Here is a 22,515-nt window from a genome sequence, read left to right on the forward strand (position 1 = left end):
ACTTATTCGAGCGACTTGAGCGAAACCGTCACCATGTCAAGAGTGTCCGCGATCGTGGCGTACACAGCCGCGCCTGTGTGATCCTCCGGGTCCGAACGGTTGACAGTTGCCGCGACCCAGGAATCTATCGCTTCGTTGAGATCGATGACCTTCCCACTCGCCTTGTCGAATCCGAACATGAGCAGCTTCATAGTGATCACATCAAATTGGTCATGTGCGGATCTCATCTCGCGACGGGCGAGCGCTTGGTCCTCGGCGTCAGCTGACTTGAATCCGATGACTGACCGGACCATCTTGTGATGGAGGTCGGCAACCGCTTCTGCGGCACCGATCAGCACATCTCGCTTTACTGCGTCTGCTTCCCGCCTGCGTTGTTCAGCGAGCGCGCGTTTCGAGTGTCGGGCGGTAACAAGGATAGTGGCGATGACACCGAGGAATGCCAGTAGTCCACCACCGAAGGTAATCAGCCCCGCCATCAGCGTGGCTTGTTCAAGTGTCGCTGTCTGCCAGATTTCCCGCCACCAATTGATCATCCGAGAAGGGTGACTTCCTCGTCATCGTTCAAAATCAGGAAGTTCGTCGGTGCGTCACTTGTTTCATAGGTGACATCGAAGATGTTTGGCCGTTCCGGGTTTGACTTTATCCGCGTGATCCTCCCCCACACTTCCGTGGCCCCGGGCAGAGACACCAGCAGTCGACGGCCGACGCCATCTTTTCTGATGTACTTCGCCTTCACCGTGTAAGTCTGCTGATCTGACAATTCAACGCCTCCTTCAGCCTCGACCACCGAAGCCCCAGAGATCATATGTTCCGGCAGCATTCATCGAGTCGGACAATCCGGACTTTGCTTGTCGGTTGCTGCCAGTACTGTTGTTCTGGTCGCTGGACCAATCACAGGAGGAACTGAATGACCGAGGCAGTCGATCGTATGTGGAATATTCGCGATGCCGTGTTGCTGTGGATGTACACCGAAAAGGCGAACGGACGTGGTGAGAACATGACCGTCGAAGCTTCCGACGTGGAATCTGCCGCCGACTGGCGAGCTGAGCCGATTACGACCGACGAAATTCGCGACGCGACCACATATCTATTTGAAAAGCGACTGGTGAACGGTCAACACCGTTCGAACGGCCAGCTATCGCGTGCGCAAATAACTGCAGAAGGGGAGGATTGGGCCGAGCGTGGTACGACTATCCGTCCTGGTCGCACTGAACCCGCCAACACTTCAGGCGTCGTGTACAACAACACCTTCAATAACCACGGCCCGTCGAATAACGCCGTGAACAGCTCGGACTTCACGCAGACGATCACGGTCGATCAGAAGACCGAGAAGATCCTTGAGGTCGCGGACGCATTGGAAGCTCACGCAGAGTCCGGGCCTGCGAATGCGGATGAGGCCAGGCGGATCGCCGCGGGTCTTCGCGGAGCTGCGCCGGAGCCCGAAGTGAACAAGTTGAAGCTGCAGGCGCTGCTGGCCAGCGCTATCGGCGCGTTCACGCTCGCTTTCGGGACGACAGTTGGTCAGCAGGCGACGCAGCTCGCGGTGTCCGCTATTCAGTCGTTGGGTTGAATGGAAAACAGCCGGGCCGCAATACGCGACCCGGCTGTCGTACTTAGGCGGCGAGACCGGCGGCCCTTACCCTGGCTAGCTGTTGAACCAGGTTCAGACGATGCTCCTTGAATCTCCGGACAGCATCACCGCTGCCTGCCGACTCCGCGTCAGCGAGCAAGAATTCACAGCTGTCCAGCTGATCCTCTAAAGACATCATCAGAATCACCTCCGATCATCCGAGCAAGTACCTATCCAGGATGCGGATGCGTCAGCGTGGTGACATCGGCAGATTGACCCGGATAGGTACCTACTTTTCGCGGTCAGAAGGGTGGTTCCTCGGTGCCGCCGAAGTTCCCGGACTGAGGCGATGCGCCCCACGGGTCGTCGCCGCTCTGTTGGGACCGCTGCTGCCCGCCACCGTTGCGGTTGGCTTTGTTGACCTTGGCGGTGGCGTACTTCAGTGAAGGGCCGATCTCGTCGACTTCGAGTTCCACGACGGTCCGCTTCTCACCCTCACGAGTCTCGTAACTTCTCTGCTTCAGCCGTCCGGACACGATCACCCGACTGCCGCGGGTCAGGGATTCGGCGACATTCTCCGCTGCTTCCTTCCAGATGTTGCAGCGCATGAACAGTGCATCGCCGTCCTTCCACTCGTTCGAGTTCCGATCGAACGTGCGCGGAGTACTCGCGACGGTGAAGTTAGCGACTGCGGCGCCGGCGGGCGTGTAGCGCAGTTCCGGATCGGCGGTCAGGTTGCCGATCACGGTGATGATGGTGTCTCCGGCCATGGTCAGTTCTCCTCGGGTAGGTGTGTGATGTGTTGGGGTGGGTATTCGGCGAGTACGCCAGCGCCGTCGAGGCGTTGGCCGACTATTTGTGGGATCTCGAATCCGTGGCCGGTTTGGACCCAGGTCGATCCGTCAGCGTCGGCCATGCGAGTCCCAACTGGTAACGCTCGCAACTCTTCGACAGTCCAGGCACGGGGCAGGAAATAGGCAGTAGCTTCGCGGATGGCTACCTGGGTGAGGTCTGCCATCTGGTCGTCATAGTCGCCTTTAGGGGTTGCCTCCCAGGCTTTCTCGATGCGATCAGTCAACGCATCGGTCATGGCTTCACTTCCTCTACGTCGTAGATTTCCCAGCCGTTGCTCATTTCGACTTTGTCCGCGCAGTGGTGGCAGAGGCTGCTCGGCGCGTCGGCATACGCTTTGTCGATGGCGTCGTCCAGGTTGTCGGCTTCGACATCGATTACTGCACTGACTGATTGATTCAGCACGGCATGGTAGGTCGCCATCAGTAGTCGCCTTCGTAGTTGATGGTGCGGCCGGTGGATTCGATGGTGTTGCAGATGGATTCGAGGAGTCCGTCAGCGTCGGACCATCCGGGAGCATCATCGGGCGTGGCGTACTCGGCAATCTTGTCGAGCGCTGCGTTCGCTTCGTCGAGCTTGCGTGTGTTGTGGACGGCGGCGAGTGTCGCGTGAACCTGAGCCTGTGCGACAAGGAAGTCTCGGTCCTGGAAGTACCGTTCTGCGCATTCGTCGATCACTGCGTGAGAGAGGAGTTCTTCGGCGCGGGCGTAGTGCTCGTCGGGGGTCATAGTTCTCCGCCTTGGGGGTTGGTTTGGTGGCCGCATTCGACGCAGGCTTTGTAGTCGCCGTATGCGTCGTTGGTGAGGTTCCAGAAGTCGGTGCACTTGTGTGTTTCACGCGGCGCCTCAGCGAGTTTCACGCCGCCAGCTAGGATTGCGCGTGCAATGTCGACGGGTTCCTGTTCCTGCAGTAGGGCGTCGTCGATCAGCTCGGCAAGGTCGAACTCGGTGAGGATCATGATGCAGTCACAGCCTTCGGGCAGTCGTCGTTTCGTGGTCCGTCGTGGATCTCGTCGCAGGCCCAGCAGGGGTTGCAGACTTTGCAGTTGACGCATTCGCCGCAAGGTGGGCTGATGTGGCAAGAGCAGTCGTGGCACTCGATCAGCGCGGACGATGCGACCAGGTAGGTGTTTCCACCATCAGCGGTCATGCGAGGTGTCCTGCTGCCCAGAGTGCCCACCCGCAAATGTTGAGGCTGATGCCGGTGTCGGTGTGAATGTTCGGCCATTCCGTGTCGAGCTGGTCGAACCAGTCCCCGAGGTCGTCCAATGTTCCTGAGTCGTTGAACATTACGACGGTGGTTTCTTCGTCGGGTCCGTGTTCAAGCGCGTAGTGGGACCATCGTCCGAGGGGTTCGGATGCGAGGATGGGGATGCTTGCGGTCCAATGGATCGGCTGGTTGGTTTCGTCGTGGGCGGGTGTCGCGTCGAACCATTCGTCACCGCGGGTGATTTCGATGGTCAGTCCGGAGTCGTCGAGCGGGACACCCAATGATTCGAGCGCTGCGCGTTCCTTCTGATCCAACTGCGGATGCCTGAGTGCTGTTGTCATGTTTCCTCTTTCACGAGGTGGTTGGTTCCAAAAGTGGGGTGCCACTCTGGCAAGTGACACCCCAAGTATTGCGTACCAATACGCATTAGTCAACGGTTAGCGAGTCTCAGTTCGTGTTGCCGGTAGGTGCGTTCCATCCGCGCCAACGATTGCGCTTCCCTGACTTGGTCGGGGTCGCCGGCGTTGAGCGCGCGCGCCGCGACGGCTTCGAGTCGTGTGAGCGCGGCCCGCTCCCCCACCGTGGTGGCCTCCTGATTCGCATCCGACGCCGCCAGCTCGATTGTCGCCGCAGTACGTAGATCCATAGTCACTGGTGTTCCTTTGCGTAGAGTCGGATGTCGTCCCATCGGATGCGGGACATGTAGCCGCTTGGTCCTGTTGGCACGATCTTCCAGCCGTCCGCACCTGTGGGGTGTGTGCTGTCGCGGTTGAGGATTCGGGTGCGGTTGGCGCTGGTGTCGGGGCGGCGGATTGTTTCGGTCCAGTCGATGGTGCCGTCTGGTTGTTGCCATCCGTATTCGCAGATCTGCATGAGGGTTGGTTCGCTCATCCCGCTTCCCCCGGAGTGAAGAGGACGCGGGCAGTGCGGGATGGGAGATCTCCGCCGAGCAGTCCACGGGAGGTCAGGCAGGAAGGTGTTGTCCTGCCGACTGGTGCCCAGCAGAGGGTGCTTGTCTGCTTGAAGTACGCCTTCGGGTATCCGTCGATGGCGATGACGGACTCCACAGGTAACGCATCCAACTCTGCGCTGTTCACCGTGCGAGGCCTCGACCAACCAGCGTCTTCCGTCAGGTAGTCCGCGAGTCCGTCAGCCATGCAGTCGAACGAGTGCTCGATCTTCGCTAGGTCCACTTCTTCGCATTCGCCCAGGAATGACTTGCCGTATCCCTTGATTGCCGCGGCCAGTTCGTCCCTCGCGGGTGTGGCCTGTGATCGGATCCCACTCACAACGACTCCTCAGAAGGCTTGGCCCTGACTGTCATCGAGTAGTCCCAGAATCGCTGTGCGGGATGGTCTGCGATGTCGAGGTAGGTGCGGCGTCGATAGACGGTGCGTAGCCACTTCCAGCCCTGGTCGTTGGTGTCGACCGGCCTCCATGCGAACCATTTGTGTACTGGGCCGTAGGTCTCACTCATGGTTGTTCCTTTTGAAGTGGCCGGGATTCCTGAATGGCCGAGGTCTGTCGTTCCAGGCGTCTTTGAGCATCTCCCTGAATCTGTCCGCGTCTCCTACTGCGATCCTCAGGGCGACGAACATTGTGGCGGTCATGAAGATGCACATTCCTGCCGCCACTCCGATACTTGCCAGTGCGCTCATTGCTGTTCCCCTTCCAAAGCTGCGGGGCTGTCGTCGCCGGTGATTGCTGACTGGATGTATTCGGTGAGGATCTGCTGTCCCCGGTCCCAGCCTTTGTCGTAGTCGCAACTGGCGGGGTTGATGCCTTCGATGTTCGGTAACGCGTTCTCCACTCTGGCGACTGCGGCCTCAGCCTTCTCGGCGCGGACTTTCCACTGCATGTCGGCGTTCAACTCGACTCGGGCATAGAACTTGTCATCCTCCGCCTCAGCCAGCTCCGCTTCGACCGCCGCCATCCGCCCGTTGACATGCTGCTCCACCACGGAGGTGAGAGCGTCAGCAAGTTCGGTCACGTTGATCTGGCCATTGCCGAATGCGCGGACCTCGGTTTCGGAAGTTGATATGCCCCAGGACCTGTTGATCAGGAATTTCTTGATCTCCGCTGCGATGAGGTCGGTCAACCCCGGATCAGGCGCGGTCACGACGACACCTCGGCCGCATCAGTGGCGGCAAGCAGAGCCAACGCGAACTCGCGGACATCTGCGGCCGGATAGAACTGATCGCCCCATAGCGTGCTCACGAGTAGAACCTCGGCGCCATCGGACCCGCCTGCCGCAACGACTGTGGACATGGGTGAAGTCCAGACGCCACTGCCTTCGGGAGATTCCGGGAGATTGAATGTCTTCTCGCTCATGGCTTTGTCTCCAATGCTTCGGGCTTGAGTGCGGCAGTGAGGTCGCGATACAGCCGCCAGCGGTCTTCAGGCGCGCACTGATGGAAGTCTTCTTCTTCGGAAATGTCGTACTCTTCGAGGATTTCGAGGGCCTTGTCGACTTGCGCTTGGACTCGCTCGACAGCCGCAACCAGGGCGGGTACCGCAGTCCGAGCGTGAGCAATGAACTCCGCATCCTCCCGCTGGTGACACTCGGCGGGAACATTCCGGCCGAATGATTCGCCGGACGCGAACACTTCATCCGGGAGCATCGCACCCATCGGGGAAGGTCGAGCAACCCAAGGCCCTGGTGTTGCTGCTGCCTCCAGCGCTTTCGTGTGCTCAACATCCACCCCTGTCACGCCGCTCATCGCCGTTCCTCGTCTGCTCGGTCCAGGATTTCGAGTGCGACGATCAATTCAGCTGCGGCACGAACCAGACTGTCGCGCTTGTAGAGTCCGTCGTCGGTGCTCTCGTGCGTGGCTTTGCGGGCGGCTTCGACGTGACGGTGAACGAAGTCGATCGGAAGGGGTAGAGGCAGCTTGTCGCGTGCGGACTGGATGTCGTCGATGATTCTGCTCATGCTCACCTCTCCTCGGCCGCAACGAACGGGGCGTAATTGTCGAAGTCGGCTAGCGGGAGGGTGATCTTCTGCCACTTGCCGCCGCGGTAACGGAACTTCCAGCCGCCGTTCTTGCGTCGCCGGTACTCGTCACCTGACATGTCCCATACGGTGTGCACGTCGGCGGGCACGGCATCTAACGTCTGCCACTCGGTTTCGGTGGGGGCAGGGACAACCGGCGAGGAGGCTGGCCATACGTAAGCCGGTCCGTCCTGGTCGTGTGCAGTGTGATCGCCGTCGTGACCGTTCGTCAGCGAGCATCCCCAGCCCTCAATCTCAGACGGGCAACGCTCCGCTTTCGTCTCCTCCTCGGCGGGATCGGCTTTCACGAGCTGCGTTGCGCGGTGATTGATTACAGACAATGACCAAGTTTTTCCGCCGATGATTTGGGTAATGCGCATCGGCCAGTAGGCGCGAAACGGACGCTGATCGTCGAGGGCCACCATCGCGAGTCGTGTGCTGGTGTTCGGCAGGTATTCGCGGACGCTCATTGTTGGTTCCTTAGTTCGGTGTTGGTCTGCTGGCACAGACGGTGCAAATAAGTGTGGATTTGGTTGCGGGCCTGGATTTCTTCGATGTCAGGCTGCATTGGTTTCGCTGTCGGTCATCGTGGTTCCTTCCGGGTGCTCTGGCAAGCATCGTGAGCGTATCACTTTTGCGTATCGGTACGCATCATATCTGCGAGGTTCGCTGTCTTTCGTTTCTTGTGCCGCAGCGCGAGGCAGTGATTCCACCATCGGCCGGCGTGTTCGACGGTTTCACGGAGTCGGCGGAGTTCGCGGTCGTGGTGCAGCCTGTCGGACTGCTCGCGGGCGTTCGTCTGCTGCAGGAGGAGTTGGTAGCGGCTGATGATGTCGACTTTGTCGAGGCACAGCAGGAACTCCGGGTCGTGCGGATCGGGTACACCGCGTCGCGCAACGAGTTCCCTCACTGCGCGACGCGACTCTTCGGTCTCCATGTCCGGATGCCACTGCCACGGAACACGGTTGGTCATCGCTGCCCCCATTCCTTGCCGCATTCACAGACCCGGATCACCGAGAACAGCCATTCGGCGGACGGGAACGACATCTTCAGTGAGCGGCCGGGTTCACGTTGCCACGGCAAACCGTATCGACTAGGCTTGCCGGCCCGTTCCTCGTCGAAGTCGTCGTAGGCGCGCATGATGGCTTCTCGTGTCCTCGCGGGCTCCCGCCATTGGTGGACGGCGTACCGACCACAGTTAGGGCAATGCGTCCACGCTTCGAACTCAGCCGAGGCCAACAGTTTCCGAGCATCCGCGATCGTTGGCGCGTACGGGTTGAAGGTCGCGAATCTGATTCCGTGTTCGGCAGCTTCGTTGATTCTGTTTCGGATGTCGGTGCGGCACAGCCACCCGACGATGAGGGCGGCAATCGCGAGGGCTATGCCGATCCCGAGTGCCACCATCATGCCGCTACCGGTTGCGCATGCTTGATGTTCTTGTCCCGCGACCGTAGGTAGCTCGCGTGTAGACAGGTTCGGCATCGGCGGCGACCGTCGACCCGGCGAGCGGTGTTCTCAGCCGCGTACTCGTGACCGTTCTTGCAGTGAGTTCGAGAGGCGAACCACTCCTGCTTCTTTGGCTCCATCTCGCCGCGGCGTATGTTCTCGGTATGCGTCACCGGCTCAAGATGATCCGGATTGCAGCACAGTCGGTTTCGGCATAGGTGGTCAAGCTCAAGTCCGTCCGGGACCGGCCCTATCGACAGCTCGTAGGTCACGGTGTGAACTAGACGTTTCCTGCCGAGTATCGTCAGGTTGACTTCGCCGTATCCCTCACTGGTTGGGACATTCAGCCAATTCCAGCATCCGTTGTCATCCTTGCGAACTCGGGCGAGGATGTGCGTCATGGGATCCGTGACTTTTACGGGGTTCTTTCGACCGATCTGGCTCTTGTGCATGCATTCACGTGTGCAGTACTTGGCTGCAGCTCTTTTGACTGGTTGCCCGCAGGTTCCGCAGGGCTTCCGCGGGTGAGGCTTTGGTCCTTTCATGCGGCTGCCTGCTGTTTGGTTCGGGCGGTGGGCATGGGGATTCCGAGTTTGAGGGCGACGCGGTTTCGGGCGTTGGTGACGCTGGCGGGGTGGTCAGGGAATGCGATGCCGCACATGACCATTCCGATTGGGGTGTTTTCGAGTGCGGCGAGTCCGCATCCGCGTTGGGATGGGCATCCTTGGCAGGCTCGTTCGGCTGCTTCTGCGCGGAGGGTGGGTGCGGTGGGGAGGTTGCGGGTTTCGTATTGGTAGGCGGGTTTGTTGCGGCATTTGGCGAGTTGCCGCCAGGTGTTGTTGGTCATGTGGGGTGGTCCTATCGGGTGGGGTCGATGCGCCAGAGTTGGTCGGCGGTGACGTAGAGGTGGTGTGGAAGTCGTACGAGTGTGATGTCGCCGTTCAGGTATCGGGTGTCGACGGTCCAGCGTCGGCAGTCGCCGGTCAGGAGCACGCTGGTTCCGGGTGGGAAGTCGTCGGCGGTCTGCTGGTTGCGTTGATACGCTTCGTCTTCGAGGGCGTTCTCGGCAGCCCACTCGCGGATCTGGGTTTCGACTAGCACGACGGCGTTCATGCTTCACCGCCGTTGGCAATTTCGAGGAGCACGTCTGCGTGGCACGGTTGATCGAGCGGGCACCAGCAGGCGAGATCCTTGCCCGCTAGTTCGGCGCGGATAATCTTCGGGTCCCAGTCGATGTCCTCGTAAGCGATGTGGGCGCGGAACAGGTCGACGGCGTGCGCCCTGTTCGCGACCGGAGCAACGACCTCGCGGTACGCTTGGCCCCATCCGGTCAACGCTTCTCGCTCTCGCGCTGGGGCCGCTGCACGATAGGGGCAGTCAGCCCACGGGCCGCGGTTGACGAAGTACTCGCTGACTACGAACGGGTTTCCCCACCGGCTCGGCCGCCCGACGTACACCGTGTTCTCGGGCATCTTCCAGCCTTTGGTTCGCTTGCGCTGGATACGTTTCGGGCCACTCATGCTGCCACCAACTTGTCCGCCGCTGCTGCCCGGTACTTCTGGATGCCCCACGCGATCGCGTAGCAGGCCATCAGGTAGTGGTAGTCCCACTCGCGGAGATCCCACTCCCACGTGTCGGAGAACTCCCACCTTTCTGACGAGTCCACGTCGGTGAAACTCCACCGTGCGAGCGCATCGCGGGTCAGGGACTCGTCACCGAGGGTGAACTCGTCGAGCACCTCTTCGCGTAGTGACCGCCAGGCAGGGCCGGCCGGGTCCGACATCCAGTGGCGCTGTTCGAGGAAAGCCTCGACTATCCGAGCCTTGGCCTTGTCGGGCTCGTAGACGCGGGTCTGGACACTGCGGTTGGTGATCTTCTCCGCCCAGTAATGCGGGTTGATCCGCCCGCGGTCCATCGCGAAGAACCCGAACATGTCGTGCTCACGGGAGAACGTGAACGAGTCGAGGTCACCGTCGATGCACAGGTGCCCCGGCCAGGTGACGAGATCCCAGTGCATCATCGAGGTTCCGGGCCGAGCGAACCGAACGTGCCGGTACACGCCGTCATCGTGAAGGATCGTCATTTCATGTTCGGTGGTGTCGCGGTCGAACACTTCTTTGGGCGTTGCGTAGCGTGTCATGCTGCGTCCTTTGCTGCGTTGCGTAGTGCTGCAATGACTTCTGTCGCGGTGCGGCCAGGGGTGTCGTTCCAGATGGGGATGTTGACGCAAGCGATTTCAGACCGGAGCGCGTCTTCCGCTGCCCGCCAAACCTTCGATGAACCGCGCACCGCTGGCCCTTTCAGGCAGTCGTTGGTGGCGTCGTTGAGCGCTCCGAGGGCACACCTACATCCGGTGGCGTAGTTGCGGAGCATTCCTTGTGTCCATCCGTCGTGTTCGAGGAGGTCGGCGGCATGGTTGAGCACGTTCGATACTTCAGACATGGTTGGTTCCCTTTCGAGAGGTTGGGGTGCCCTGGCAGACACCCCAACCCGGATGGTTAAGCGTTGGCAGGGATTTCGAGGCCGCGCGCGATGCGCTCCGAGTGGAGCTGCACGAGTTCCTTGGAGCTTTCCTGCGCTAGCTTCAGGGCGCGGGCTACATCGTCGACGCGACCTTCACTTGATGCGCGTTTCGCGCTGGCAGTAAACCGATCTCGCACAGCCCTAACGTCCTCGATCTTCGCGAGGAGTGCGGTGTCGTTCATGTTGGTTCCTTTCGAGTTGGCCGGACTGGCATCCGACACGATGATCGTATGCGTACCGATACGCACTTAGCAATAGGCGGCGGACACTTCCCCCGAACCCGATGCGCATCGAACGCGGCCGGCGTCTCAAACCGCACATGGCAAGCGGCACAATGACACACACGCAACCCGAACCACTTCGCACCACAATCACGACACACAGTCACGCCACATCACCCCACAACGCGAACTGCGCACGCTCCGCATCCAACGTCGCCCGACGAGTCTCCGCATGATGCTCCCGGTCGTAATGCAAATGACAGCCCTGACACATCGCTCTCAGGTTGCCGTCACCACAGTCTTCCGGCATGTGATTCAAATGCGCTGTCGTCAGAATGACCCGCGAACCGGTGCCGTACGCAGCCCCACCGTGGACGTTCGGACAGCGGCCCTCATGGGTGTTTCGACCGCATTCGCCAGCACATTCGCATCGACCTTGAGCTCGGTCGAATCGGATGCGTTGGGAGATGGCTTTCCAGTCTTTCGGGTACCTATGTCGATTTTCGGGTCTGATCGGCATGCCTACGTTGCTCGCTTTCACGGCTGGTTCGAACGGTGACGGACTGGAACCTGATTCGGTGCGTATCGGCCTGCCGAAACCGTCAGAATCGATTTGCGGGCCGAATGTTCACCACTCCTACGTTCACCCCCAAATTCAGGCTAAACGGAACTCTGCAACGATCTGCGCCGCTTTCCGCATGGATTCCGTTTCGGTGACCTTCGGCCGGTTGGTGTTTCCTGTGCCGACGAATGCCTGTGCTGGCTCTCCACCGCGCTGGCTTCTGCGGAAGTACTGGAAGGTCTCGCTCTCGGAACCCCGCACTTTGGGTGGCGCGGCCTGGAGTTCGGTGAGCGCGGAGGGTGGCTCCAGTCCGTTTTTGATATCGTTGCGGAGGTTGCGTTCTTCCAGTGCGGCAAGGGATTCGGAGGTCGCTTCGACTTGCCGAATGTCTCTCGCAATGCGGGTGAGTTCACCGACTGTGATGGATCGGTCGCGTGGGTCGCGGTAGTAGGCGGTGACTGCGTTGAGCATGGTCGCTTGGTCAATTCCGAAGGGGTCCAGTGCTTCTGACCAGGCTGCGATGCGTGCTTTGTCGTCGGCGGTGATTTTGTCGTCGAAGAGTGCTGCGCGGCCGAGTGCTGCGGCTACGGCAACGATGGTTCTCTCTGAGGCGTTGATGTTCACGATGCTTGCCCTTCGCGCATTTCTCGGATGAGGTCTTGGCCGGCTTGTTGCCAGCCCATGGCTTTGATGGTGGGTTTGCCGACGCCGGGGGACGTTGCGGCTGGGGTGCCGTATTGGGCAGGGAGGTTCCGGGTCGGCGCGGTCCGTACGGTTCGCTCGTCGATATCGGACTGTTTGCGTCGCATCCAGTTCCGCCATGTGGCGGTCCAGTCTTGCTTGATGCCCTTGGCGCCTGAGGTGCCGAGCCAGTAGTCGACGAAGATTGTCGTTTCGGCTCGGAGGTCTACGTCTGGGACGTCGGGTTTGATCTTCGCCGCGTCTTCGTCGGTGGGCCACCAGTCGGATTTCATTCTGGTTCCACGTTCCGCGCGCTTGCGCGTCGGCTTCGGTTCAGGGGCGACGGCTAGGTCGAGCTTCGGTTCGGCGTCGGGAGTAGAGGGAGTAATTACGTCAGTAATTACTCTTTTCTCTTCTCTTCTCTCCTCTAGGGGTGGATTTTCCGCGGACAGTCCAGTGGATTGTCCGCGGACTTTTCGCTTACGTTCACGGTCGCGTTCTTGGCGTTCTAGCAGCTTGTTGCCACTTTCTTGCCACTTATCCCACGTCGTGAACGTCAAAGTTTCGTCCGAATTTTCGCGCAAAATACCGGCAGAAACTAGTTCAGATATGCGCGACTTTACGCCAGGAATTCCGAGCATTTTCGCATCAGAATGCGTGAAGGTTCCACGGTTTTCGGCGTTGCCACAGTAGGCGAGTGCGCGAAGGAGGAACCGCTCACCGTTCGGCGAGAGCTGCTGCACAGCCTGATCCATGTAGTAGGTCGTCGACAGATTTACGTACTTCACATCTACCTCGGTGGTTGGTTCCTACGAGTTTTGCGGGGGTGGTGTGGCGGTCTGGTCTGGCATCCGGACCGCCACACCGAGGGGTTAGAGTCGGCGGAGGTACCGGAAGTAGTCTTCCCAGTGGGTGAACGGTTTCCCGCATTCCCGGCACAGCATCGGTGCGGGGATCCGGCGTGCGAGTTCTGCGTGCTGGTCGCAGATTTGGGCGGTGATGTAGCCGGTTACGTCTTGCCCGATGCCTTGGCATCCGTGCGCACACATTTCCCAGGTGGCTTTGTTGTTGCAGGGTGGCCATTGGGTGTCGTGGAAGACGCCAACTGAACAGGATGGCTGGTTCTGGTCCTGGTCAGCGGACAGTGGGGTGACGGCGGTTTTGGACGTTCGTTCAACAGTTGTCATGCCACGTCACCGTAATGCTCACTTCGCGTGGTGTCCCCGGTTTTCACCGCGGCGGGAAGCCTCCCAAAGTGCCAGCCGGAACCGGACTCGCACTGATACACACCGCGCGGAGCATCGCGAACCTGCTTGCGCGCCAGCTTCGCGTGCGCCTTCTTCTCGAACGTGCGCTTCCCGCAGTACTCGCAGTTCGACCACAGCCGGTGCCCGGGAGCGTATTCCATGCGCCGCCTGTGCCGGATCCCCGGTCCCGCGGCCATCAGCTCGCCTCCGATGCTGCAGCCAAAGCGGTCATGTCTGCCTTCAGTTCCCGAATGAGGCTGTACACCGCTTCACGTTTCGACTCGGGCAGGAACTTCACCTGACCCCACAACTCCCCCAGCGCCTTGATGCTGTCCGCGGCACGAGCCTTCGTGACCAACCCCTCCGCCGTCACCTGCGCCCCCTCAGCCTGCTGCGCGCCAAACCGATCCGCAGCCGACCGCGACTGCTGCGCAGTCTGTTCCGGCGCCGGATCAGGCGTCGAGTCCAACGCTTGCAGCTCTCGAACTTTCGCGGTCTTTGGATCACACTGCAGCGCGTCGAAGATCAGCCAGTCCAGGGTGAACTGCGGTGCGGGTTTTGCTTTGTCGACGCCAGGCCGAAGTCCGTGATTCACCGAGCGAATGCCGACAATCTTGGGCGCTTCGTCACGCGAAAGGCGTACCCACGCCGACACATCGAAGGCGAGGTTCTTGTGACCTTCGACCTTGTATTCCTTCTCATTCGGAATCGGTCGACCATTCTTGTCGAGCGAGGCGACCATTTTCCCGCGGGCCGTGACGACGACGATGCCGGGAAACGTCATCAACATGTGCATGAGCCTGTTGTGGCGCTCGTTCGCGTCATTCCAGAGATTCATGGCGGGCTTGATTTCCGCGTCCGGATCATCTTTGAGTTGCTTCTTGGCGTAGTTCGATTGCCGCGCGCGGCTGCCGACCCAGTCTTTGAGCATGTCCCATTCGGCACTCATGGAGTCGATGAGCAAGACAACTGGCTTCTCGCCGGCGTCGTGTGCGCGCTGAGCTTCTTGGCGAACTGCCGCGACCTGGCCGTGAATGTCGCGCCACGTTCCGTCGTGTTCGAGGACGAGGTAGTCCGCCCCTTCGATGGCTGCGTACTCGTCGGCCGCGCCTTCGCCGAGATCCAGCCAGTACGACTGCCCTACCCTCTTCGATCCGGTGAACTCTGCGAGCGCCCAGGACTTTCCAGTCTTCTCGGGGCCTTCGACGAGTACCAGCGGCCACGGTACAGCGCCGGTCGGCTTGCGTGTCTTGATCGTTGTCATGCTGCTGTCCCGCTTTCGAAGTCGATGAGATGTGCGTGGAGCTTGTCGAGGTCCACGTCTTTGCGCGCTGGGTAGAGTGCGACACCCTTTTTGGTGGGTTGGCGCTGGGCGATCTTCTGCCCTCCGCACCACACTTCTTTCGCGTTGCCGACGCGGTCGAGAATGTCGGACTTCGCCTTATTGATCCGCGAGTCAACCGTTTTCGCATCGCCCTGCGCCGTGACCAAATCGATCGCAAGCTGCGGATGGATCTCCCACTTGCTGTCCGCTTCAATCTCCGGATGCTGGCGACGAATGATGTCGTAGTCACCCTTCGATCCGTCGGCCGCCGGCGGCACGCCTGCGAGCACGTTGTTGACGTAGAAGTCGAGGCACACCGCTTCGAGGGCCGCGGCTTGCTCCGCGTTGTAGTGGACGATGTACACCGCAATGCCGTAGTAGGGCGTCCCCACGACGACGAATGCGCGGGTGATCGTCGGGTCCGTCTGGCGGGCAACGTGCAGTTCCCACAAGACTTGCACGTAGTAGACGAGTGGAATCTCGTCGGTGCCCGGTTTCCCGAATTTGAACCCGTGGCGGTCGGTCTTCAACTGAACGGTGACGCGCTCCCCGTCAGGCAGGGTTGCTAGATCGTCGGGCGTTGCCATTGCGGGGAATCCGAATGCGTCGGTGACGAACTGGATTTCCTCGCCGTGAAGGATCAGCTCGGGGTTGCGGTCATGCCACATTGCCCGGACGGCTGGTTCGAGGAAGTGCCCATCGCGTTGGATCTGAGAAGACGGTTCGTCGTCGAACGGTTCATTCATGAGGGCTGCGCGCATCGGTTCGTACACGCTTCGGGGTCCGCCCCAGTCGCCGGCGACGCCGTAAATCTTGGGGACTTTGGATGCGGAGATTGTGAGCTGCCACGGCTTGGTGCCGGGTTCGATGATGGCTGCGATGGTGGTCATGCGTGCCACCCGAGGGTGACTGCGATGTGGAGTGCGATGTGGAGTGCGATGTAGACGGTGGCGTACAGGGCGCCGAGTCCGACGACCGCTACAACGGCAAGCGCCCAAGTGGGGATGTCGTCGTAGTCCTGCTCCAAGTCCTTCTCGGTCAAACCGAGTGCGGTATTGTCGAGGGGCATGTTTGGTTGGTTCCTTTCGTGCACGCCCGACCCTGATTTCCTCCTGGCAGAGGTGGGTCGGGCACTTTTGTTGGTTGGTTCGATTCGCCTGGCAGCGAGTTAGACGGTTTTCGGTTCCCACGGTGTCGAGTGGAAGTATGCGAACGCATCGCAGCAATTGATGCGAACGTGGACCCCGGTTGGGCCAGTTCGATATGCACGAAGGTGACCTTCGGCGACTAGCCGCTTCGATGTGCGTAACCCGATGCAGTATTCGCGGGAAAGCGTTGCGTAATCCATCATTTGCGGTGTGTTGCACCGGCACGGTTCAGTCATTTCAGCGTTCGATGCTTTCGCCATGTCACGCCGGAATCTGCGCGTGCTCACTCATGGCTATCAGTGCGCCGTCCACGAGATCACGAAGTTTCGCGTTCACCGCCGGTGAGCTGGCCAGCAACGCGATCAGTGCGGCGCAGTGAATCGAGGCCTCGCAAGCTTCCTTTGCGGCGAACTGGAGCAGCCATCGCATCCCGAGGTCGTCCTGACGAAGCGCAACCCGAAGCTCCTGTGCCTGCTGCTGATCGAGTTCGATGATCGACTCGGAGAATCCGGTGGCCTCGATCAGATCCAGGTTCATCGTGATGCGTACGGGTTCGGTAGGTTCGTTCCAGCGCCACACCTGAACTTCGATGCCCTTGTCATTGGCCTGCGTGTTGCCGATGAAAGTGATGATGCTGTCGTCGTCCTCGAACTGCGTCGGATAGCTGAAGGTGATCGGATCGAGAGCCATGTCAATTCCTTCGATAGATGGGTCGGGCTGAGTTGCACTTGCTATGCGGCCGACGGTTCCCACGGTGTCGCGGTGTACCACTCGTGGGCGTCTTCTCGGAGTATCCGGACACAGCCGCCGATCTTGTAAGCCTTGAGTTGGCCGGCATGACGGGCTTTGAAGACCATGTCCTTTGACACCCCCAGCGCTGCGGCAAGTGTTTTGTCGGAGTATGCGATTCGAAGTTCTTCTGGATCGATGTGGTTGGTTCCTGTCTCTGGCATATCCCTAAGTTACGTAATGATTCGCGCTATGTCAACAGTCGATGCGTATCATTTCGTATGCCAACCAACGGAAACGGCCTGTAGCGCACGTTCGACCGCCTGATACGCACAGAATGTGCAGGTCGTTGGACACTTCACCGGACCAACCTCATACTGTTACGCATGGCCAAGAGGAAACCCGACGAGAGCAAGACCGGCGCAGAAGCGCTCGGAGAGTTAGTGGCGAAAACCCGCGCCGAGAAGAACCTCAGCCGGTATGCACTCGCGCGCGCCGCCGGAATCAAAGAACCTACTGTGCGAGGAATCGAGAACGGTATCGCGATACCGGGATCCGAAGAACGGCGCTGGCCCGCCCCTACCGAAGACACCCTCGACAGAATCGCGCTCGCGCTCGGCCTAGACCCAAACCAATTACGAAGCGCTGCTGGGAAACACCTGACGCCGAACTCTCGCTCCGATACGGTTAAACCAATCATCTCGAAGTCAATCGACGCCAGCGGCTTGTCGGACGACGAGATCGAGAAGATCCAAGCCCTCGTCAACACCATCCGATCGACCAAAGGAACAGTCTGATGAACGCACGACCTCACCACGTCCGTCCCCTAGGCGATGACAGGCATATCAGCGTCGACTACGTATCAGTACGAGGCGAGGCAGAGGGTGGCGGTTACTACGTTGCCGACCAGGCTGCAATTCTTCTCGACCATACGATGTCCGCTCCGCAACGCGACTATGGTGAAACGCATTTACGATTCCACGCGTTGATGCGCAGTGTTGACGATTGCGCGGAGGCCGATCAGGTCGCAGCTACGCACTTGATTCCGAACCTGCGCCTGATGGAAATCGCACTGCACGAATCGAAGTCTGCTCACTGCGCCGCTGCGATGCTGGGCGTGACTGTTCAGGCCTTGAGCAACAGAATTAGCGGACTCGCCGGATTGGACTCGGAACTCGCAGCGCGCTTGTGGAGTCAGGTTTCCTGGCCGGATTCCAACGAGGTTCAAGAGTTTCGATGTGTCGTCGTTGATCTCGAATCGCAGAAGCGCTTCCGAAGGACGCAAGCCCGGAAGATCGCCTGATATAGAACACAAAAGAAGCCCCCAACTGTCCGGAATTCCCGGACAGTTGGGGGCAATTTTGTAAGTCAGGCGATTTGGATCAGTTTGTCGAGCTTGCCGAGCGCCGCTCGGGCGAGGGTTTGATCGACGTGCGCGTACATCTGAGTTGTCAGGATGGAGACGTGGCCGAGGATCTGTGCGATCACCATCGGATCGACGCCAGCTTCGAGCAGAAGCGTCGCGGTGGTGTGGCGGGCCGCGTGCAATGCAATCGACGGTAGTTCGGCGCGAGACAGAGCGTCATCCCAGGCTTCCTCGTCTTCGCGTGTGGCAACGGGTCGAATCTGTTCGCTCACCCACACGAGGTTGTACGGATTCGGTTCCGCGGAGTCCCTGTGCTGTCGAAGGGCCGCTGCCAGTGGCGGGATCATAGGGATCACACGGATCGACTTGGGTGTCTTCGGCTTCACCATGCAGCGCCGGCCAGAGCCGAGTGGAATCAACTCGAAGCCTGGCTCGACATCCCATGTCGATTGGGGGCAGGTTGATGGTCGCTTGGGATTCTTCCCACATGGGTAGTTGCCTTTGACGGATATGTCTCCGCATCCATGTCTCTTCGGGATGTCCTGCAATTGCCAACAGAAGTCGATGAGGTTGTTGTCGAAGTCGATCCGGTCCCACTGCAGCGCGAGAACTTCGCCTTGTCGCGCGCCGGTCATGAGTGCGGTCGCCCACCTCGACACCATTGGATCGTTCGTGTCAGCGGAAACGGTTAGGAGCGTGCGTGCTTGTTCTGCTGTTAGTGCGCCGCGACTCTTGGATGCCACTCTCGGCTTGTCGACTAGATCGCAGACGTTCTCTTTGATGCCGGTGGTCTTATGGTTCTTGATCGCGTCACTCAGCGCCTTTGACAAGGTGTTGTGCGCTATTTCGACGGTGCGGGATGATTTACCGGCCTTGGCTACAGCTTTGTGCATTGTTCGGACATCGGTCGGTGTCAGGTCCTTCAGTTTGCGTGCGCCGATATGAGGAACGATGTTGCATTTCACTGTGGATTTGTAGGTCTCCCAAACCCGCGGCCGGAGTCGAGGTTTGGCGATATCGTTCAGCCACTCTTCCATCCACTGAGCAACGGTTATCTTATTCGGTGACGACAGATCGCCGGATTCAAGCTTGGTTCTCAGTTCATTGCGGTTGTCAATGCACTCATTTCGAGTGCGACCTGAGGCGTACCGACGGATGGGAGTGCCATCCGGGTTGTGCCCGAGGTTGAAAACAGCTCGCCATCGACCATCTTTAGTCTTGTACGGCTTCGCGTCACTGAGTCGTTCCGGCATGATTCTCCTGGCAGTTTTGGTGGCAGCAGTTCTGGCAGCAAACAGTATCGCACGATTGCGTACTAGAACGCACTCTAATTGGGCGACAACTGGCTATTTCCTGCGTATCGCATGGTCATTACGCGATTCTAGACAGCTTCCCAAGCTGAATACGCGGGTTCGATTCCCGTCATCGGCTCCACAGGGTTCTCGCCCATCAAGCACTGTTGAGTTCACCTATTCGATCCGTAGTTCCTTCCGATAGGCGATTTCTGCTTGATCAGGCGTCCGAAGCCGGTGTCGATGATTCTCCGAGCACTTCGAACTCTCGAACACGTGTACATACACTCTCGAACACGTGTACATACAAACGAGGTGCCCACAGCGTTGCGCCTCAGATGATCTCGCGATTCCAGGTCGTGACCGCCCAGATCACGAAAACATTGAGCGCGATGATGATCGTCGCCCACCACGGGTAGTAGGGCAACCACAAGAAATTGACGAGAACCGACACACCGCAGATCACCAAAGCGCCCACCCGGGACCAAATCGACCCCGTGAACAAACTGGCGCCGACCACCACGACGACGACACCTAGTACAAGATGGATCCACCCCCACGCAGTGAGATTGAATTGGTAGGAGTAACCGGGACCTACGACGAACACTTCGTCCTTCGCTATCGCGGAGACACCTTGTAAGAACTCGAGCACGCCGACAGTGACGAGAAGTACCGCACCGCCCATCGTCGCTCCCTTTGCCACACTTTGCTGGACCAGAATTTTCTCGGACATAGCCGCCCCTCGAGGTCTCACGTGCGAATCGGTCGGGTGCCCCTGCCCTAGGGTCACGACGGGTGGATACCCGCTGCTCGGTCCTCAATCGCGGGGCGCGAAGTCGACAGCCTCATGCGGCCCTCGACCACGGCGATGTCGGGTCGTTCACAGGCGCTCCGCACGTTCGCTCTGATACCGCAGGCATCCACGGGCGAGCGCAGATTGGGACTCGTCGCGAGGTGGAACTCTGCGGGGAGAGTGTCTTAACTACGGAGGCAGCTAATCCGTCATGACTGAGGAACCGACAACCGAAAGCACCGCCGAGCAGGCAGCCGGTCCGCCACGCCTGCTCGCCCTCCTGCTCGCGATGGCGATGTTCGTTCTCGTCGTCGACACATCACTGATGAATGTCTCGATCTCCTCCGTCGTCCGCGACCTCCACACGACAGTGAGCGGCGTCCAGGCGGCGATCGCACTCGAAGCACTGGTATCCGCGGCATTCATTCTGATCGGAGGCAAAGTCGGCGATCTCATCGGGCGCAAACGGGCCTATGTGCTAGGCCTCCTGGGCTACGCCATCGGTGCCTCGGCAATGGCGTTTGCGCAGTCCTTGACCGCAATCGTCATCTTCTGGGCAGTGCTCGGTGGGATCGGCGCCTCCCTCCTGCTGCCCGCAATGCAATCCCTCATCCACGGCAACTTCGAAGGAACAGAGCAGAAGAAGGTCTACGCCTTGGTCGGTGCAGCGGCAGCGATTGCCGCCGCCGTCGGACCGCTACTCGGAGGATTCATCACCACCTATCTCTCGTGGCGCGTCGGTTTCGTGCTCGAGGTCGTCGTCATCGCGGTCGTCCTCTCCGGCATCAAGCTGGTCCGCGATGTGCCGTACACGGGCCCTACCGGCATCGATCTGGTGGGTGCGGTCCTGTCCGTTCTGGGTATGGGCGGGATCGTGTTGGGAATCCTGGTCTGGCAGGAAGGCGGTGAAGCCGTTGGTGCGCTGCTGGCGGTTGGGGCGATTGCACTGGCGTTGTTGGCGTACTGGCTCGTGCGGCGCAAACGCCGAGGAGGGCCGACACTGCTGGATCCGGAATTGTTCCGCTCCAAGATCTTCCGGCTGGGCATCTCCGGACAGATGCTCCAACAAATAGCCCTGGGTGGCACGATGATCGCGCTGCCGATCTACCTGCAAATGGTGCTCGAGTACAACGCCATGCAAGCAGGTTTGTCTCTCGCGCCCCTCTCCCTGAGTATGTTCGCAGTGGCGTTGCTTGCGGCGAAGAAGGCGGGTGATCGGCGCCCGAGCAAAATCATCAGGTGGGGTTTCGTACTGCTCACGATCGGAATCGTGGCGTTGATCCCGATCGTGCCACGGGCAGAGTTCGGCTGGGGCCTGATAATCCCCCTGCTGATCGCGGGATCAGGGTTGGGATTGTTGGTCTCTCAACTCAACAACTACACACTCGCCCCGATCGAGGAGCAGCGGATCAGCGAAGCTGCCGGCGTCAATTCCGCGGCCGGGTCCTTCGGATTGTCATTCGGGTTGGCATTCGCCGGCGCCATCATGTTGGCGACACTCTCGATCACTTTCACCACCATGGCGCAATCGAGCAGCGTGCTCCCCCAGGCAGAGCAGCAGCAGGTGGCGCAAGTACTCGAAGACGATGCCGAAGTCATGAGCAACACCCAGCTCGAACAACTACTCGTCAACCAGCCTCCGGAAATTCAGAACGAAATCATCCGCATCAACACCGACACAAGACCTCTCGCGCTTCAGGTCGCGCTTCTCATTCCCCTCCTCGCCGGCCTCGTCGGGGTGTTCAATTCGTTTCGGATGATCCGGATCCCGGAAACCCCGTCGACGGCTTCCGGCGACGAGCCGGATGTGCTCTGACACTCGACATCTCCGGAGCCGAAAGCTCTCAAATCAGCTGCCGCCGAATGAAACCCTTGGCCACTATTTGGTGAGGATCGGTCGGTCTCCTCTTGAAATGTAATTGGCGAATCGTTCAATTCCTGCTTGTGAGAAGCTTCCTCGGCCTGCGCGTTTCAGTGCGGCTTCGACGAATGGGAGCGGTTTCCTGCGGTATGTGCGGTAGATGCTGTCGAGTACTGGTTGCAGTGCCCGGCGTGCAAGGTCTGCTGTTTCCGGGTCTGAACCCCCGAATTTCACGGTCACATTCGGCATAGATACCCCTGCTGGTCGAGTGTCCGATTCCCTGGCCGGAAGCGTACGTATCGGGATTGCGAATCAGTACAGAAACACCAAAACGGGGCGCTAAGTCCCTACTTGCGGTGGATACGACTCCGTCTTTGGGGTGACGAAAAACAGCCCGACCGCGGCGTGCGGTCCGGCTTCTGTTCTACGACTGCGGGTTACGACCGGAAGCCGAGGCTTCTAAATTCGCCTACTTCACGTTGGGTGGCGGGTTGCCGATGATGACGGGTGTTCGCGCCAACGAGTGGTGAACTCCCCATCTACAGCGTCCATGCGGAATGCCCCCACGAGCAGAACTGTCCACCGCTGTCGCCTCGGTGAATGTCCCGATGGGCAGCGCTCGGAGACCCAAGTCATCGATGCCAGTTTCCGCGATCTCATTGCCAACATGCCCCACGACGTTCTATGGTTCATTACATG

43 protein-coding genes are annotated in these 22,515 nt (G+C 59.8%); 4 read left to right on the plus strand and 39 right to left on the minus strand.

Annotation, left to right across the window (positions count from 1 at the left end; all coding sequences use genetic code 11):
• Positions 1–2: 2 nt before the first annotated feature.
• Positions 3–533: a hypothetical protein gene (locus ACWF6P_RS18765; RefSeq protein ID WP_452622014.1), complete on the minus strand. Its 531-nt coding sequence runs from the start codon at positions 531–533 to the stop codon at positions 3–5.
• Entirely contained in the window at positions 530–820 is a 291-nt protein-coding gene (locus tag ACWF6P_RS18770) for a hypothetical protein (RefSeq protein ID WP_452622015.1), read from the minus strand. Before ACWF6P_RS18770 ends, ACWF6P_RS18765 begins: the two co-directional genes overlap by 4 nt.
• Before the next feature lie 87 nt (positions 821–907).
• On the opposite strand from ACWF6P_RS18770, the gene ACWF6P_RS18775 reads away from it, so the two are divergent.
• Positions 908–1,570, plus strand: a complete 663-nt coding sequence (locus ACWF6P_RS18775) for a serine recombinase (protein WP_452622016.1) — start codon at positions 908–910, stop codon at positions 1,568–1,570.
• 302 nt (positions 1,571–1,872) lie between these two features.
• Here the strand turns inward: ACWF6P_RS18775 and ACWF6P_RS18780 are convergent, their stop codons facing one another.
• The 35 genes from ACWF6P_RS18780 to ACWF6P_RS18950 all read right to left on the minus strand — a co-directional run bounded on the left by ACWF6P_RS18780 (position 1,873) and on the right by ACWF6P_RS18950 (position 16,728).
• The gene (locus tag ACWF6P_RS18780) at positions 1,873–2,340 is read right to left on the minus strand and encodes a single-stranded DNA-binding protein (RefSeq protein WP_452622017.1); all 468 of its coding nucleotides are present in this window, start codon (positions 2,338–2,340) and stop codon (positions 1,873–1,875) included.
• Between the two features lie 2 nt (positions 2,341–2,342).
• Positions 2,343–2,660 carry a hypothetical protein gene (locus ACWF6P_RS18785; protein ID WP_452622018.1) on the minus strand — a complete coding sequence of 106 codons (318 nt, stop codon included), beginning with the start codon at positions 2,658–2,660 and terminating at the stop codon, positions 2,343–2,345.
• Positions 2,657–2,845: a hypothetical protein gene (locus ACWF6P_RS18790; protein ID WP_452622019.1), complete on the minus strand. Its 189-nt coding sequence runs from the start codon at positions 2,843–2,845 to the stop codon at positions 2,657–2,659. Before ACWF6P_RS18790 ends, ACWF6P_RS18785 begins: the two co-directional genes overlap by 4 nt.
• Positions 2,845–3,150 (minus strand): hypothetical protein, encoded by a 306-nt coding sequence (locus ACWF6P_RS18795; protein WP_452622020.1) that lies wholly within the window; start codon positions 3,148–3,150, stop codon positions 2,845–2,847. Before ACWF6P_RS18795 ends, ACWF6P_RS18790 begins: the two co-directional genes overlap by 1 nt.
• Positions 3,147–3,380 (minus strand): hypothetical protein, encoded by a 234-nt coding sequence (locus ACWF6P_RS18800; RefSeq protein ID WP_221742327.1) that lies wholly within the window; start codon positions 3,378–3,380, stop codon positions 3,147–3,149. The genes ACWF6P_RS18795 and ACWF6P_RS18800 overlap by 4 nt, the downstream gene beginning before the upstream one ends.
• Before the next feature lie 187 nt (positions 3,381–3,567).
• Positions 3,568–3,972 carry a hypothetical protein gene (locus ACWF6P_RS18805; RefSeq protein WP_452622021.1) on the minus strand — a complete coding sequence of 135 codons (405 nt, stop codon included), beginning with the start codon at positions 3,970–3,972 and terminating at the stop codon, positions 3,568–3,570.
• An 89-nt stretch (positions 3,973–4,061) separates the two neighbouring features.
• On the minus strand, positions 4,062–4,277 hold the full coding sequence (locus ACWF6P_RS18810; RefSeq protein ID WP_452622022.1) for a hypothetical protein: 216 nt from the start codon (positions 4,275–4,277) through the stop codon (positions 4,062–4,064).
• Between the two features lie 2 nt (positions 4,278–4,279).
• Positions 4,280–4,522 carry a hypothetical protein gene (locus tag ACWF6P_RS18815; RefSeq protein WP_452622023.1) on the minus strand — a complete coding sequence of 81 codons (243 nt, stop codon included), beginning with the start codon at positions 4,520–4,522 and terminating at the stop codon, positions 4,280–4,282.
• Positions 4,519–4,920, minus strand: coding sequence for a hypothetical protein (locus tag ACWF6P_RS18820; RefSeq protein ID WP_452622024.1), 402 nt, complete (start codon positions 4,918–4,920; stop codon positions 4,519–4,521). Before ACWF6P_RS18820 ends, ACWF6P_RS18815 begins: the two co-directional genes overlap by 4 nt.
• On the minus strand, positions 4,917–5,108 hold the full coding sequence (locus tag ACWF6P_RS18825) for a hypothetical protein (protein ID WP_452622025.1): 192 nt from the start codon (positions 5,106–5,108) through the stop codon (positions 4,917–4,919). Before ACWF6P_RS18825 ends, ACWF6P_RS18820 begins: the two co-directional genes overlap by 4 nt.
• Entirely contained in the window at positions 5,101–5,289 is a 189-nt protein-coding gene (locus ACWF6P_RS18830) for a hypothetical protein (protein WP_452622026.1), read from the minus strand. Before ACWF6P_RS18830 ends, ACWF6P_RS18825 begins: the two co-directional genes overlap by 8 nt.
• Positions 5,286–5,750, minus strand: coding sequence for a hypothetical protein (locus tag ACWF6P_RS18835; protein WP_452622027.1), 465 nt, complete (start codon positions 5,748–5,750; stop codon positions 5,286–5,288). The genes ACWF6P_RS18830 and ACWF6P_RS18835 overlap by 4 nt, the downstream gene beginning before the upstream one ends.
• Entirely contained in the window at positions 5,747–5,962 is a 216-nt protein-coding gene (locus ACWF6P_RS18840; protein ID WP_452622028.1) for a hypothetical protein, read from the minus strand. Before ACWF6P_RS18840 ends, ACWF6P_RS18835 begins: the two co-directional genes overlap by 4 nt.
• Positions 5,959–6,351 (minus strand): hypothetical protein, encoded by a 393-nt coding sequence (locus tag ACWF6P_RS18845; protein ID WP_452622029.1) that lies wholly within the window; start codon positions 6,349–6,351, stop codon positions 5,959–5,961. Before ACWF6P_RS18845 ends, ACWF6P_RS18840 begins: the two co-directional genes overlap by 4 nt.
• The gene (locus tag ACWF6P_RS18850) at positions 6,348–6,563 is read right to left on the minus strand and encodes a hypothetical protein (protein WP_452622030.1); all 216 of its coding nucleotides are present in this window, start codon (positions 6,561–6,563) and stop codon (positions 6,348–6,350) included. Before ACWF6P_RS18850 ends, ACWF6P_RS18845 begins: the two co-directional genes overlap by 4 nt.
• Positions 6,564–6,565: 2 nt before the next feature.
• Positions 6,566–7,093 (minus strand): hypothetical protein, encoded by a 528-nt coding sequence (locus ACWF6P_RS18855; protein WP_452622031.1) that lies wholly within the window; start codon positions 7,091–7,093, stop codon positions 6,566–6,568.
• A 158-nt stretch (positions 7,094–7,251) separates the two neighbouring features.
• The gene (locus tag ACWF6P_RS18860; RefSeq protein ID WP_452622032.1) at positions 7,252–7,596 is read right to left on the minus strand and encodes a hypothetical protein; all 345 of its coding nucleotides are present in this window, start codon (positions 7,594–7,596) and stop codon (positions 7,252–7,254) included.
• Entirely contained in the window at positions 7,593–8,105 is a 513-nt protein-coding gene (locus ACWF6P_RS18865) for a hypothetical protein (RefSeq protein ID WP_452622086.1), read from the minus strand. Before ACWF6P_RS18865 ends, ACWF6P_RS18860 begins: the two co-directional genes overlap by 4 nt.
• Entirely contained in the window at positions 8,027–8,614 is a 588-nt protein-coding gene (locus ACWF6P_RS18870; protein WP_452622033.1) for an HNH endonuclease signature motif containing protein, read from the minus strand. The genes ACWF6P_RS18865 and ACWF6P_RS18870 overlap by 79 nt, the downstream gene beginning before the upstream one ends.
• A complete protein-coding gene (locus tag ACWF6P_RS18875) occupies positions 8,611–8,916 on the minus strand; it encodes a WhiB family transcriptional regulator (protein WP_452622034.1) in 306 nt (101 codons plus the stop codon). Before ACWF6P_RS18875 ends, ACWF6P_RS18870 begins: the two co-directional genes overlap by 4 nt.
• An 11-nt stretch (positions 8,917–8,927) precedes the next feature.
• Positions 8,928–9,182 (minus strand): hypothetical protein, encoded by a 255-nt coding sequence (locus ACWF6P_RS18880; RefSeq protein WP_452622035.1) that lies wholly within the window; start codon positions 9,180–9,182, stop codon positions 8,928–8,930.
• Positions 9,179–9,589, minus strand: a complete 411-nt coding sequence (locus ACWF6P_RS18885) for a DUF4326 domain-containing protein (RefSeq protein ID WP_452622036.1) — start codon at positions 9,587–9,589, stop codon at positions 9,179–9,181. The genes ACWF6P_RS18880 and ACWF6P_RS18885 overlap by 4 nt, the downstream gene beginning before the upstream one ends.
• Complete coding sequence (locus ACWF6P_RS18890; RefSeq protein ID WP_452622037.1) at positions 9,586–10,209, minus strand: hypothetical protein; 624 nt, start codon at positions 10,207–10,209, stop codon at positions 9,586–9,588. The genes ACWF6P_RS18885 and ACWF6P_RS18890 overlap by 4 nt, the downstream gene beginning before the upstream one ends.
• Positions 10,206–10,511: a DUF6197 family protein gene (locus tag ACWF6P_RS18895; protein WP_452622038.1), complete on the minus strand. Its 306-nt coding sequence runs from the start codon at positions 10,509–10,511 to the stop codon at positions 10,206–10,208. Before ACWF6P_RS18895 ends, ACWF6P_RS18890 begins: the two co-directional genes overlap by 4 nt.
• Before the next feature lie 56 nt (positions 10,512–10,567).
• Positions 10,568–10,774 carry a hypothetical protein gene (locus tag ACWF6P_RS18900; RefSeq protein WP_452622039.1) on the minus strand — a complete coding sequence of 69 codons (207 nt, stop codon included), beginning with the start codon at positions 10,772–10,774 and terminating at the stop codon, positions 10,568–10,570.
• The gene (locus ACWF6P_RS18905) at positions 10,771–10,980 is read right to left on the minus strand and encodes an FDXHR family putative zinc-binding protein (RefSeq protein WP_452622040.1); all 210 of its coding nucleotides are present in this window, start codon (positions 10,978–10,980) and stop codon (positions 10,771–10,773) included. The genes ACWF6P_RS18900 and ACWF6P_RS18905 overlap by 4 nt, the downstream gene beginning before the upstream one ends.
• Entirely contained in the window at positions 10,977–11,333 is a 357-nt protein-coding gene (locus ACWF6P_RS18910) for a hypothetical protein (RefSeq protein ID WP_452622041.1), read from the minus strand. Before ACWF6P_RS18910 ends, ACWF6P_RS18905 begins: the two co-directional genes overlap by 4 nt.
• A gap of 135 nt (positions 11,334–11,468) precedes the next feature.
• Positions 11,469–11,999 carry a hypothetical protein gene (locus ACWF6P_RS18915; RefSeq protein WP_452622042.1) on the minus strand — a complete coding sequence of 177 codons (531 nt, stop codon included), beginning with the start codon at positions 11,997–11,999 and terminating at the stop codon, positions 11,469–11,471.
• The gene (locus ACWF6P_RS18920) at positions 11,996–12,844 is read right to left on the minus strand and encodes a hypothetical protein (RefSeq protein ID WP_452622043.1); all 849 of its coding nucleotides are present in this window, start codon (positions 12,842–12,844) and stop codon (positions 11,996–11,998) included. The genes ACWF6P_RS18915 and ACWF6P_RS18920 overlap by 4 nt, the downstream gene beginning before the upstream one ends.
• Before the next feature lie 395 nt (positions 12,845–13,239).
• Complete coding sequence (locus tag ACWF6P_RS18925; protein ID WP_452622044.1) at positions 13,240–13,464, minus strand: hypothetical protein; 225 nt, start codon at positions 13,462–13,464, stop codon at positions 13,240–13,242.
• Between the two features lie 35 nt (positions 13,465–13,499).
• A complete protein-coding gene (locus ACWF6P_RS18930) occupies positions 13,500–14,567 on the minus strand; it encodes an AAA family ATPase (protein WP_452622045.1) in 1,068 nt (355 codons plus the stop codon).
• Entirely contained in the window at positions 14,564–15,517 is a 954-nt protein-coding gene (locus ACWF6P_RS18935) for a hypothetical protein (RefSeq protein WP_452622046.1), read from the minus strand. The genes ACWF6P_RS18930 and ACWF6P_RS18935 overlap by 4 nt, the downstream gene beginning before the upstream one ends.
• Positions 15,514–15,696, minus strand: a complete 183-nt coding sequence (locus ACWF6P_RS18940) for a hypothetical protein (RefSeq protein WP_452622047.1) — start codon at positions 15,694–15,696, stop codon at positions 15,514–15,516. The genes ACWF6P_RS18935 and ACWF6P_RS18940 overlap by 4 nt, the downstream gene beginning before the upstream one ends.
• Positions 15,697–16,036: 340 nt before the next feature.
• The gene (locus ACWF6P_RS18945; RefSeq protein WP_452622048.1) at positions 16,037–16,465 is read right to left on the minus strand and encodes a hypothetical protein; all 429 of its coding nucleotides are present in this window, start codon (positions 16,463–16,465) and stop codon (positions 16,037–16,039) included.
• Between the two features lie 41 nt (positions 16,466–16,506).
• Complete coding sequence (locus ACWF6P_RS18950; RefSeq protein WP_452622049.1) at positions 16,507–16,728, minus strand: helix-turn-helix domain-containing protein; 222 nt, start codon at positions 16,726–16,728, stop codon at positions 16,507–16,509.
• 162 nt (positions 16,729–16,890) lie between these two features.
• Between ACWF6P_RS18950 and ACWF6P_RS18955 the strand changes: the two genes are divergently transcribed.
• Positions 16,891–17,301, plus strand: a complete 411-nt coding sequence (locus ACWF6P_RS18955) for a helix-turn-helix domain-containing protein (protein WP_452622050.1) — start codon at positions 16,891–16,893, stop codon at positions 17,299–17,301.
• The gene (locus ACWF6P_RS18960; protein WP_452622051.1) at positions 17,301–17,807 is read left to right on the plus strand and encodes a hypothetical protein; all 507 of its coding nucleotides are present in this window, start codon (positions 17,301–17,303) and stop codon (positions 17,805–17,807) included. Before ACWF6P_RS18955 ends, ACWF6P_RS18960 begins: the two co-directional genes overlap by 1 nt.
• A gap of 65 nt (positions 17,808–17,872) precedes the next feature.
• Here the strand turns inward: ACWF6P_RS18960 and ACWF6P_RS18965 are convergent, their stop codons facing one another.
• Together ACWF6P_RS18965 and ACWF6P_RS18970 are read right to left on the minus strand one after the other, a co-directional pair.
• The gene (locus ACWF6P_RS18965; RefSeq protein WP_452622052.1) at positions 17,873–19,123 is read right to left on the minus strand and encodes a tyrosine-type recombinase/integrase; all 1,251 of its coding nucleotides are present in this window, start codon (positions 19,121–19,123) and stop codon (positions 17,873–17,875) included.
• A gap of 373 nt (positions 19,124–19,496) precedes the next feature.
• Positions 19,497–19,895 (minus strand): DUF7144 family membrane protein, encoded by a 399-nt coding sequence (locus tag ACWF6P_RS18970; protein ID WP_452622053.1) that lies wholly within the window; start codon positions 19,893–19,895, stop codon positions 19,497–19,499.
• A 271-nt stretch (positions 19,896–20,166) separates the two neighbouring features.
• Between ACWF6P_RS18970 and ACWF6P_RS18975 the strand changes: the two genes are divergently transcribed.
• A complete protein-coding gene (locus tag ACWF6P_RS18975; RefSeq protein WP_452622054.1) occupies positions 20,167–21,771 on the plus strand; it encodes an MFS transporter in 1,605 nt (534 codons plus the stop codon).
• Positions 21,772–22,515 lie beyond the last annotated feature (744 nt).

The organism is Rhodococcus sp. NPDC055024 (genome assembly GCF_053608585.1).

Coding starts and splice junctions, on each gene's coding strand:
- ACWF6P_RS18875 (WP_452622034.1), bottom strand. CDS start 8,916: ATGACCAACAACACCTGGCGGCAACTCGCCAAATGCCGCAACAAACCC.
- ACWF6P_RS18845 (WP_452622029.1), bottom strand. CDS start 6,351: ATGAGCGGCGTGACAGGGGTGGATGTTGAGCACACGAAAGCGCTGGAG.
- ACWF6P_RS18880 (WP_452622035.1), bottom strand. CDS start 9,182: ATGAACGCCGTCGTGCTAGTCGAAACCCAGATCCGCGAGTGGGCTGCC.
- ACWF6P_RS18870 (WP_452622033.1), bottom strand. CDS start 8,614: ATGAAAGGACCAAAGCCTCACCCGCGGAAGCCCTGCGGAACCTGCGGG.
- ACWF6P_RS18805 (WP_452622021.1), bottom strand. CDS start 3,972: ATGACAACAGCACTCAGGCATCCGCAGTTGGATCAGAAGGAACGCGCA.
- ACWF6P_RS18825 (WP_452622025.1), bottom strand. CDS start 5,108: ATGAGTGAGACCTACGGCCCAGTACACAAATGGTTCGCATGGAGGCCG.
- ACWF6P_RS18775 (WP_452622016.1), top strand. CDS start 908: ATGACCGAGGCAGTCGATCGTATGTGGAATATTCGCGATGCCGTGTTG.
- ACWF6P_RS18960 (WP_452622051.1), top strand. CDS start 17,301: ATGAACGCACGACCTCACCACGTCCGTCCCCTAGGCGATGACAGGCAT.
- ACWF6P_RS18950 (WP_452622049.1), bottom strand. CDS start 16,728: ATGCCAGAGACAGGAACCAACCACATCGATCCAGAAGAACTTCGAATC.
- ACWF6P_RS18945 (WP_452622048.1), bottom strand. CDS start 16,465: ATGGCTCTCGATCCGATCACCTTCAGCTATCCGACGCAGTTCGAGGAC.
- ACWF6P_RS18925 (WP_452622044.1), bottom strand. CDS start 13,464: ATGGAATACGCTCCCGGGCACCGGCTGTGGTCGAACTGCGAGTACTGC.
- ACWF6P_RS18965 (WP_452622052.1), bottom strand. CDS start 19,123: ATGCCGGAACGACTCAGTGACGCGAAGCCGTACAAGACTAAAGATGGT.
- ACWF6P_RS18910 (WP_452622041.1), bottom strand. CDS start 11,333: ATGCCGATCAGACCCGAAAATCGACATAGGTACCCGAAAGACTGGAAA.
- ACWF6P_RS18865 (WP_452622086.1), bottom strand. CDS start 8,105: ATGCCGAACCTGTCTACACGCGAGCTACCTACGGTCGCGGGACAAGAA.
- ACWF6P_RS18830 (WP_452622026.1), bottom strand. CDS start 5,289: ATGAGCGCACTGGCAAGTATCGGAGTGGCGGCAGGAATGTGCATCTTC.
- ACWF6P_RS18770 (WP_452622015.1), bottom strand. CDS start 820: ATGCTGCCGGAACATATGATCTCTGGGGCTTCGGTGGTCGAGGCTGAA.
- ACWF6P_RS18785 (WP_452622018.1), bottom strand. CDS start 2,660: ATGACCGATGCGTTGACTGATCGCATCGAGAAAGCCTGGGAGGCAACC.
- ACWF6P_RS18890 (WP_452622037.1), bottom strand. CDS start 10,209: ATGACACGCTACGCAACGCCCAAAGAAGTGTTCGACCGCGACACCACC.
- ACWF6P_RS18860 (WP_452622032.1), bottom strand. CDS start 7,596: ATGACCAACCGTGTTCCGTGGCAGTGGCATCCGGACATGGAGACCGAA.
- ACWF6P_RS18855 (WP_452622031.1), bottom strand. CDS start 7,093: ATGAGCGTCCGCGAATACCTGCCGAACACCAGCACACGACTCGCGATG.
- ACWF6P_RS18790 (WP_452622019.1), bottom strand. CDS start 2,845: ATGGCGACCTACCATGCCGTGCTGAATCAATCAGTCAGTGCAGTAATC.
- ACWF6P_RS18895 (WP_452622038.1), bottom strand. CDS start 10,511: ATGTCTGAAGTATCGAACGTGCTCAACCATGCCGCCGACCTCCTCGAA.
- ACWF6P_RS18800 (WP_221742327.1), bottom strand. CDS start 3,380: ATGATCCTCACCGAGTTCGACCTTGCCGAGCTGATCGACGACGCCCTA.
- ACWF6P_RS18780 (WP_452622017.1), bottom strand. CDS start 2,340: ATGGCCGGAGACACCATCATCACCGTGATCGGCAACCTGACCGCCGAT.
- ACWF6P_RS18795 (WP_452622020.1), bottom strand. CDS start 3,150: ATGACCCCCGACGAGCACTACGCCCGCGCCGAAGAACTCCTCTCTCAC.
- ACWF6P_RS18885 (WP_452622036.1), bottom strand. CDS start 9,589: ATGAGTGGCCCGAAACGTATCCAGCGCAAGCGAACCAAAGGCTGGAAG.
- ACWF6P_RS18975 (WP_452622054.1), top strand. CDS start 20,167: ATGACTGAGGAACCGACAACCGAAAGCACCGCCGAGCAGGCAGCCGGT.
- ACWF6P_RS18900 (WP_452622039.1), bottom strand. CDS start 10,774: ATGAACGACACCGCACTCCTCGCGAAGATCGAGGACGTTAGGGCTGTG.
- ACWF6P_RS18815 (WP_452622023.1), bottom strand. CDS start 4,522: ATGAGCGAACCAACCCTCATGCAGATCTGCGAATACGGATGGCAACAA.
- ACWF6P_RS18840 (WP_452622028.1), bottom strand. CDS start 5,962: ATGAGCGAGAAGACATTCAATCTCCCGGAATCTCCCGAAGGCAGTGGC.
- ACWF6P_RS18810 (WP_452622022.1), bottom strand. CDS start 4,277: ATGGATCTACGTACTGCGGCGACAATCGAGCTGGCGGCGTCGGATGCG.
- ACWF6P_RS18850 (WP_452622030.1), bottom strand. CDS start 6,563: ATGAGCAGAATCATCGACGACATCCAGTCCGCACGCGACAAGCTGCCT.
- ACWF6P_RS18930 (WP_452622045.1), bottom strand. CDS start 14,567: ATGACAACGATCAAGACACGCAAGCCGACCGGCGCTGTACCGTGGCCG.
- ACWF6P_RS18935 (WP_452622046.1), bottom strand. CDS start 15,517: ATGACCACCATCGCAGCCATCATCGAACCCGGCACCAAGCCGTGGCAG.
- ACWF6P_RS18955 (WP_452622050.1), top strand. CDS start 16,891: ATGGCCAAGAGGAAACCCGACGAGAGCAAGACCGGCGCAGAAGCGCTC.
- ACWF6P_RS18765 (WP_452622014.1), bottom strand. CDS start 533: ATGATCAATTGGTGGCGGGAAATCTGGCAGACAGCGACACTTGAACAA.
- ACWF6P_RS18970 (WP_452622053.1), bottom strand. CDS start 19,895: ATGTCCGAGAAAATTCTGGTCCAGCAAAGTGTGGCAAAGGGAGCGACG.
- ACWF6P_RS18940 (WP_452622047.1), bottom strand. CDS start 15,696: ATGCCCCTCGACAATACCGCACTCGGTTTGACCGAGAAGGACTTGGAG.